General features: G+C 54.1%; 4 protein-coding genes. 2 read left to right on the top strand and 2 right to left on the bottom strand.

The genetic code is table 11. The annotated features are described in order from the left end of the window. On the bottom strand, positions 1-686 hold a 686-nt coding region (locus tag RI563_RS12260), incomplete at its 3' end, for a PhnD/SsuA/transferrin family substrate-binding protein (protein WP_310694671.1). Between the two features lie 350 nt (positions 687-1,036). Between RI563_RS12260 and RI563_RS12255 the strand changes: the two genes are divergently transcribed. Then, positions 1,037-2,731, top strand: coding sequence for a hypothetical protein (locus RI563_RS12255; protein ID WP_310694670.1), 1,695 nt, complete (start codon positions 1,037-1,039; stop codon positions 2,729-2,731). Between the two features lie 193 nt (positions 2,732-2,924). Continuing rightward, positions 2,925-3,629, top strand: coding sequence for an FkbM family methyltransferase (locus tag RI563_RS12250; RefSeq protein WP_310694669.1), 705 nt, complete (start codon positions 2,925-2,927; stop codon positions 3,627-3,629). Between the two features lie 184 nt (positions 3,630-3,813). Here the strand turns inward: RI563_RS12250 and RI563_RS12245 are convergent, their stop codons facing one another. Beyond that, positions 3,814-5,628 carry a thioredoxin domain-containing protein gene (locus tag RI563_RS12245; protein WP_310694668.1) on the bottom strand — a complete coding sequence of 605 codons (1,815 nt, stop codon included), beginning with the start codon at positions 5,626-5,628 and terminating at the stop codon, positions 3,814-3,816. Between the last annotated feature and the right edge of the window lie 347 nt (positions 5,629-5,975).

Genomic DNA, 5,975 nt, shown 5'->3' with positions numbered 1-5,975 from the left:
CCCGCGTCGGATATCAGCGCCTGACGCAACTTGCTTCGCTCTTCAGCGGTTAAACGACGACTCACGGAGATAGACTGATTGGGCATGGCCGGGGAGGTATAGACGATTTTCAGACCATTGCGATCCTCTTCGCTCATGGCATTTCGATAGTAAGCGGTACGGACCACAAACGCCTCGCACTGTTTCTTTTGAAAGGCGTTGTATACCGCCCCCATACCGCCTTTTATCCCCCGCACGACCGGCTGGCGCACGGGATTGCGAAAGTGTCCCAGGATACTCAGGGTGGAAAGGTTGGGCGGGGAAATACCGCAGAACTTGCGGCCGATCATATCATCCGGCTCATTCACCTGGTCATTGTCCGCCGCGGCCAGCAGATGAAACTGTAATGAACCTGGCAATCTGACCAGCATCTCATGGTTGAGGTGGGCGACCCGCCAGGAAGCGAAATGCGGCCCGTCGAAGACGATGTCATAAACATCGTTCCGCATGTCATGTTGATAACGCAACCAGGCACCCGGATGCTGGTAGCGCACCGGCCGGTCGAGAACCTCGCTGATATAATTGGCCGTGGCCTCATATTGTTTCTGGCCGGCCTCGCTTGACTCACGCGGCGGTGCTGTCATGATCAATGGCTCGGCCGCCAGCAGCGGCTGCAATACACAATAACCGAGTGCCAGCAAAAGCATGCGAGCTCTCATGGTGCCCCCTTTGATGAATTTGTTCGCGCCGGAATTGTTATTGTTAGCAAGAATGAAAAGTCTGCCCCGGCACACAGAGCAAGGCATTCCAGCCTTTACTCCATGCAAACTTTGCGCCGACAGACATCCTTGCGTAACTATTCACGGATGAGGAGCCACAACCCTTCAAATCGCTACACTCGTCACAAAAATTGTTCGAGCCGCCGTTCTATTGTCCGCAATATATTGCGGTTACTTTGCTGCACCCTGCAGTCTGACTGTTTGCAGTTTGCACCGCACAATTTTCCAAAGCTGCGTTATACTCCCTGTCACTGGCTTGATTACCGGATACTGTGCAAGTGACTCTACCCGCTCTGGATATTCCCTCCCAGGACCTGTCGCGCCGGGCGCGCCCGCCCATGCGCGTCAAGAAGCTGCGTGAGTGGCTGCACAACCTGCCGACCGCCAATACCCGCAAGACCGTTCACCTGTTTATCCAGCAGCTGGAGCAGCTCAACCAGACCGCCTGCCCGGCGGAGGATCGCCTGCAACTGCTGGATACCCTGCGCCCGGTCGCGCGCCAGTTGCTTGTGACGCTCGCGCGACATCTGAAGCAGGCCAGTATCCCGCTGAGCCAGAAAAACCTCGATACCTACAACGATTTGCACACCCTGCTGAGCGGTATGGCGGCGGGCTACAAAATCGTGGTCAGCGAACTGGCCGCAAGCAAGCCGGAAAAGGAACACCCCCGACTGCTGTTACGTGAGTCGATCTATCACAGCATCCAGTATCTGGGTCGGCGTCTGCTGACCTGCTATATGGTTTATGCCACCGAGCCGGAGCATGTCTGGCAGGAACTGCACCAGTTATACCGTTATGCCGAATCACAGGGTTTTCAGGACCAGCCGGTCGATGATCCGGTTCCCGATTACAGTCTGCCTGTTGCTTACACCATCGACCTGGTTTACAAGCGTTCCCTGTTGCTGTCACTCGCCGAGCCCTATCACCTGATGGCCGGCGAAGCGGATGATATTCATTATCTGGTCTCGGCCTGGACGCACTGTTGCCATTTATTGCCATTGCCCGGTCATTCGCTGGCCGGGGAGTTCGCACTGGACTTTGAATCGGATCAGCCGCCACGCTTTATCAGCGAGGAGATCCATTGGCAGCCACGGGACGGACGCCTTATCGAGATCGACGAGGTCAAACAACGCCTGGATGCGCATCTGCAGCGGATCCTCAAGACCGCCATGCATAACCTGGAAGAAGATCGTCACTCCATGGTGCTGCGCTATCAACGCGACATGTTGCTGAGGCTCTCGGATGCATGGGAAGGCGCGCTCAAACGCCAGGCAACGCGCCACAGCCACTCTGCCACGATTCGCATGGCAATGGGGTTAAATGCCGCGCATCACTATCTTAATCAGCGTAACGCCTTTACTCCGGAGATGGATGAGTTCGTAATCAAATATCGTGATGAAGTCGACATTGCGCAGGAGGTCATGGCAACGGCCTATGATACCGCCATGCAAAAAGACAGTTACCACGCGCATGATTACAGCGCCAATCCCTGGTGGCAGCAAAACGCCAGCGCCCATGGGGCGGCACTGGCCTGTACCCCCGAATCGGGTTGTTCCAACGTCAAAGTGGGTGAAATTGTCGCCTGGTGCGACAACGACCGTTGTCTGCACTGGCAGCCGGGCGTGATTCGCTGGCTCAAGACCCGCCCGGCCGAAGGCATGGAGCTGGGTATCATGAGCATCGCCAACTCGGCGGTCGCCGTGGCGGTGAAGGGCCTGCAGGGCACCGGCGAGGGCACCGACTATTTCCGCGGCCTGCTGATCCCCAAACAGGTATCGGCACAGCAGCGACGCAGCCTGATCGTGCCGGCCTCGGTGTTCGATATTGACTCGGTGCTGTCGGTCAACATGAAACGCCGGCTGTTTTACGTACGCCTGAAAAAACTGCTGCTGTCGACTCACTCCTTTAACCAGTTCGAATTCGAGGTTATGGAGCGCCCGCCGGTGGATCCCGCCACGCTGTTTATTGCCTGAACCATTTCAGCCTTATTTCAGGGTACCCAGGAACCGGACGGTATAGTGCGGAATTGTGATACAATGTAACACCCGGGCTTTCGACTTTTTCTATATCAAACATTCGAGCCAATCACACAGAATAAATACCTGTTGATGCTCTTCCCGTAATAATACTTCATAAACAAACATCACACACTTCGGGGGATACAACGTGTCACAAACACCGCTATATAAAAAATTATCTAAAAAAGGCTACAGCCCAGCCAAAGTTGCCGAGGTAGGCGTTTATTTCCCTGAGAACTCGAATATACGAAATTATATTGATGACGGAATACCTGCTTTATTGGTAGAGCCCGATCCCCAGTCGCTTGAGAAAATATACAACCAGTATTCAGACTATGAAAATGTTGAGGTATATCCTGTTGCCGTCGGCGACGAGAGCGGTAATCTAGAACTGGTAAAAGCGGGGGCTTCCACCTACGCCAAGAATCTCGAAGTTACACCTGCTATCGTAAACAGCGGGGCCGCCAAAAACTCAAGTGAAACCATCAAGGTCAAATGTGTTCTATTTAATGAGATAGACCCAGAAGACATAAACTTAATCAGTATCGATATCGAGGGAGGAGAATGGTATGTTATAAAACACATGCTAAGCCGCCCCGATGTTATATCTATAGAGACACACGGCGGCTTGTATACCAATCCCTTTATGCCCGAAATAAATTCATGGCTTGACCAGAACGGCTACAAACTATGGCACAGAGACGGAAGTGACTCTATCTACATAAAAAACGAACTATTTAACCTGTCTTACTTTGACAAGATAAAGTCATATTTATATGGGATATACCTGCAATACAAGTCATTACGAAAAAAAGTGAAACGTGCAATCCGAAGAAGCCTGGGCCTGACATAATCAGAGCCAATAGTATCCTGCACCTTTATCTTTATTAAACCCAGAGATAATCCTCAACACGCTCCCCATTGTCGCCCAATGGTAATTGCAGAATGTGTGTGGCGTACCAGAACGGACTCTCGCGCATTTGTCCCGCCGGTGGATCCCGCCACGCTGTTTATTGCCTGAACCCGTACGTGACGTATCAGCGCAGCTGCATGATATGACTGGCATACCAGAATGGCGAAGCTTCGACCGCCACTTCATGCAACGTCAACGCCTGTTCGAGTGATCCTTTCAGGGCCGGGTCCGGTTGCTGTTGTATATACTGCCGGGTTGCCGCAATCAGCGTCGCCGAGGGTGATGGCATGGGACCGTCGGGCAGTACAGGCTGGCGCGCGCCGTACTTGAGCAAAGGCTGTTGCTGCAATAACCAGCCTTGTGGTGTAAAAAAGTATTTCCAGGCCTGGCGCAGAATGCGCCCGGCCACCTTACGTGTCGCCGGATGGTCACGATAGGCCGCATAATCCAATAGCCCCTGTGCCACGTAGGCATAGTCTTCCAGCCCCACTCGGCCCAGTTGCTGTTGCCCGCCACTGGCGCGCTTGAGGTTCTTGCCATCCCACAACTGCACCACAATAAAGTTGCGCAAATGCGAGGCGCTGCGCGCAAAACGGGGCTCATGTCGGGCGCCATCCACCAGGGCCGAGAGCGCCAGACCGTTCCAGGCGGCGATCTGTTTGCTGTCTTTGGGTAACGTACGTTGGCGACGCTCTTGTAACAGCTTGTGCCTGGCCTGTTCCAGGATAGTGCTGATCTGTCCCGGCGTTTTTTCCAGTGCTTTGGCCACGAACTCGATACTGTCGGCGCGATGCAGATGATGACCGTGCTCCAGCTCGGGGGGACCGTTGACGCCCCAGATGCGCCGGGCCACCTGAAATTCACCGGGGTTGAGCGCCTGTTTCAATTGTGACTCCTGCCACAGATAATAGCCGCCTTCGATGCCCTGGTCATCGAGCGCGGAGAAACTCGCCAGCAATCCGCCGCTGTTGCGTTGAAACTCTTGCTGCATAAACGCGAGTGTTTCCAGGCCCACCTGCCGGTAAGCCGGCTCATCGAACTGTTCGGCCGCACGCAGATAGAGCGAGGCCAGCAGCGCATTGTCATACAGCATCTTTTCGAAATGGGGTACCTGCCAACCGGGGTCCACCGTATAACGGAAAAACCCGCCCGCCAGATGATCGTACAGGCCCTGTTCAGCCATGGCCTGCAAGGTGATGTGCAGGAACGCGCGCCGGCTGTCATCCGGTTTCTGTTGTTCGAGTTCCAGCAGGGCATTCAGCTGCGGCACCGAGGGAAACTTGTTTTGATCGCCAAAGCCCCCCTGCAATTCATCGGACCGTTGCATGCTGGCGTTGTGCAGCTGTTGCCGCAGTTGTGCCACGCCGGTATCGCGCGGGGAAGGGGTGTTGCCGGCGAGTTCGCTGCTGGAGCGTTGTGCCAGTTCCTTGAGTTGCGGTGCCTGGGCCTGCCACTCATCACGAATACGTTCGAGAATTCTTCGAAAATCTTCCGGCGGCTGATACACCATACCGACCAGTGGGTAACCTTCAGGCGTCACAAAAACATTCAACGGCCAGCCTGCATGGCCCTGGGTACGCTCGACGAAATCAATCAGCCGGTTATCCAGCGCCGGGTTCAGTTCGCGATCCACCTTGACCGGGATGAAGTGTTCGTTGAGTAACGCCGCGATCCGATCGTTTTGATAGCTCTCGCGCTGCATCACGTGGCACCAGTGACATGAGAAATAACCACTGGAGACATACAGCAATTTATTCTGCTTTTTAGCCAGGGAGACGGTCCGGGCATTCCACTGTTGCCAGTGCACCGGGTCGCCGCCGTGCATGGCCAGATAGGCCGAGCCGTGATCGGCCAGCTGATTGCGCAGTTCCTCAGCGACAGCACCTGCCGGCAACAGCAGCAAACCAAAGCAACAAAACCATTTTGGAAGAAATGACATAACCGCGAATATCCACGATAACCCGTAATTAAGACAATGCACGTACGAAAAAATTCAGCGGAGCAGCGTGCGAGAAACACACTTCACTCATTTTTCGACGCCTTGTAGAAAACGCGGAGTTCGCGGAGGCGCAGAGACGCGGAGAAGTGATTTGATAACATTGTTCATGAACACTGTCATAGGCTGTGTGCTAATACAACACCACAGTAAACTCAGATAATTATTACTTTGCGCCTCCACGAACTCCGCGTTAATTTCCAGACTAATTGAGAAGTGTCCCGGCGTAGTTACTCGCTCTCGTCTTCCTGTTTGTAGCTTTGCAGTTTACGCCACAGGGTGGATTTGTT

This window comes from Thiohalophilus sp. (assembly GCF_031581315.1).
GTDB lineage: Bacteria > Pseudomonadota > Gammaproteobacteria > UBA6429 > Thiohalophilaceae > Thiohalophilus.
This window is presented reverse-complemented; position numbering and strand designations above follow the sequence as displayed.

Excerpts from the sequence above, each read along its gene's own strand:
- RI563_RS12245 (WP_310694668.1), bottom strand. The coding sequence starts at position 5,628 with ATGTCATTTCTTCCAAAATGGTTTTGTTGCTTTGGTTTGCTGCTGTTG.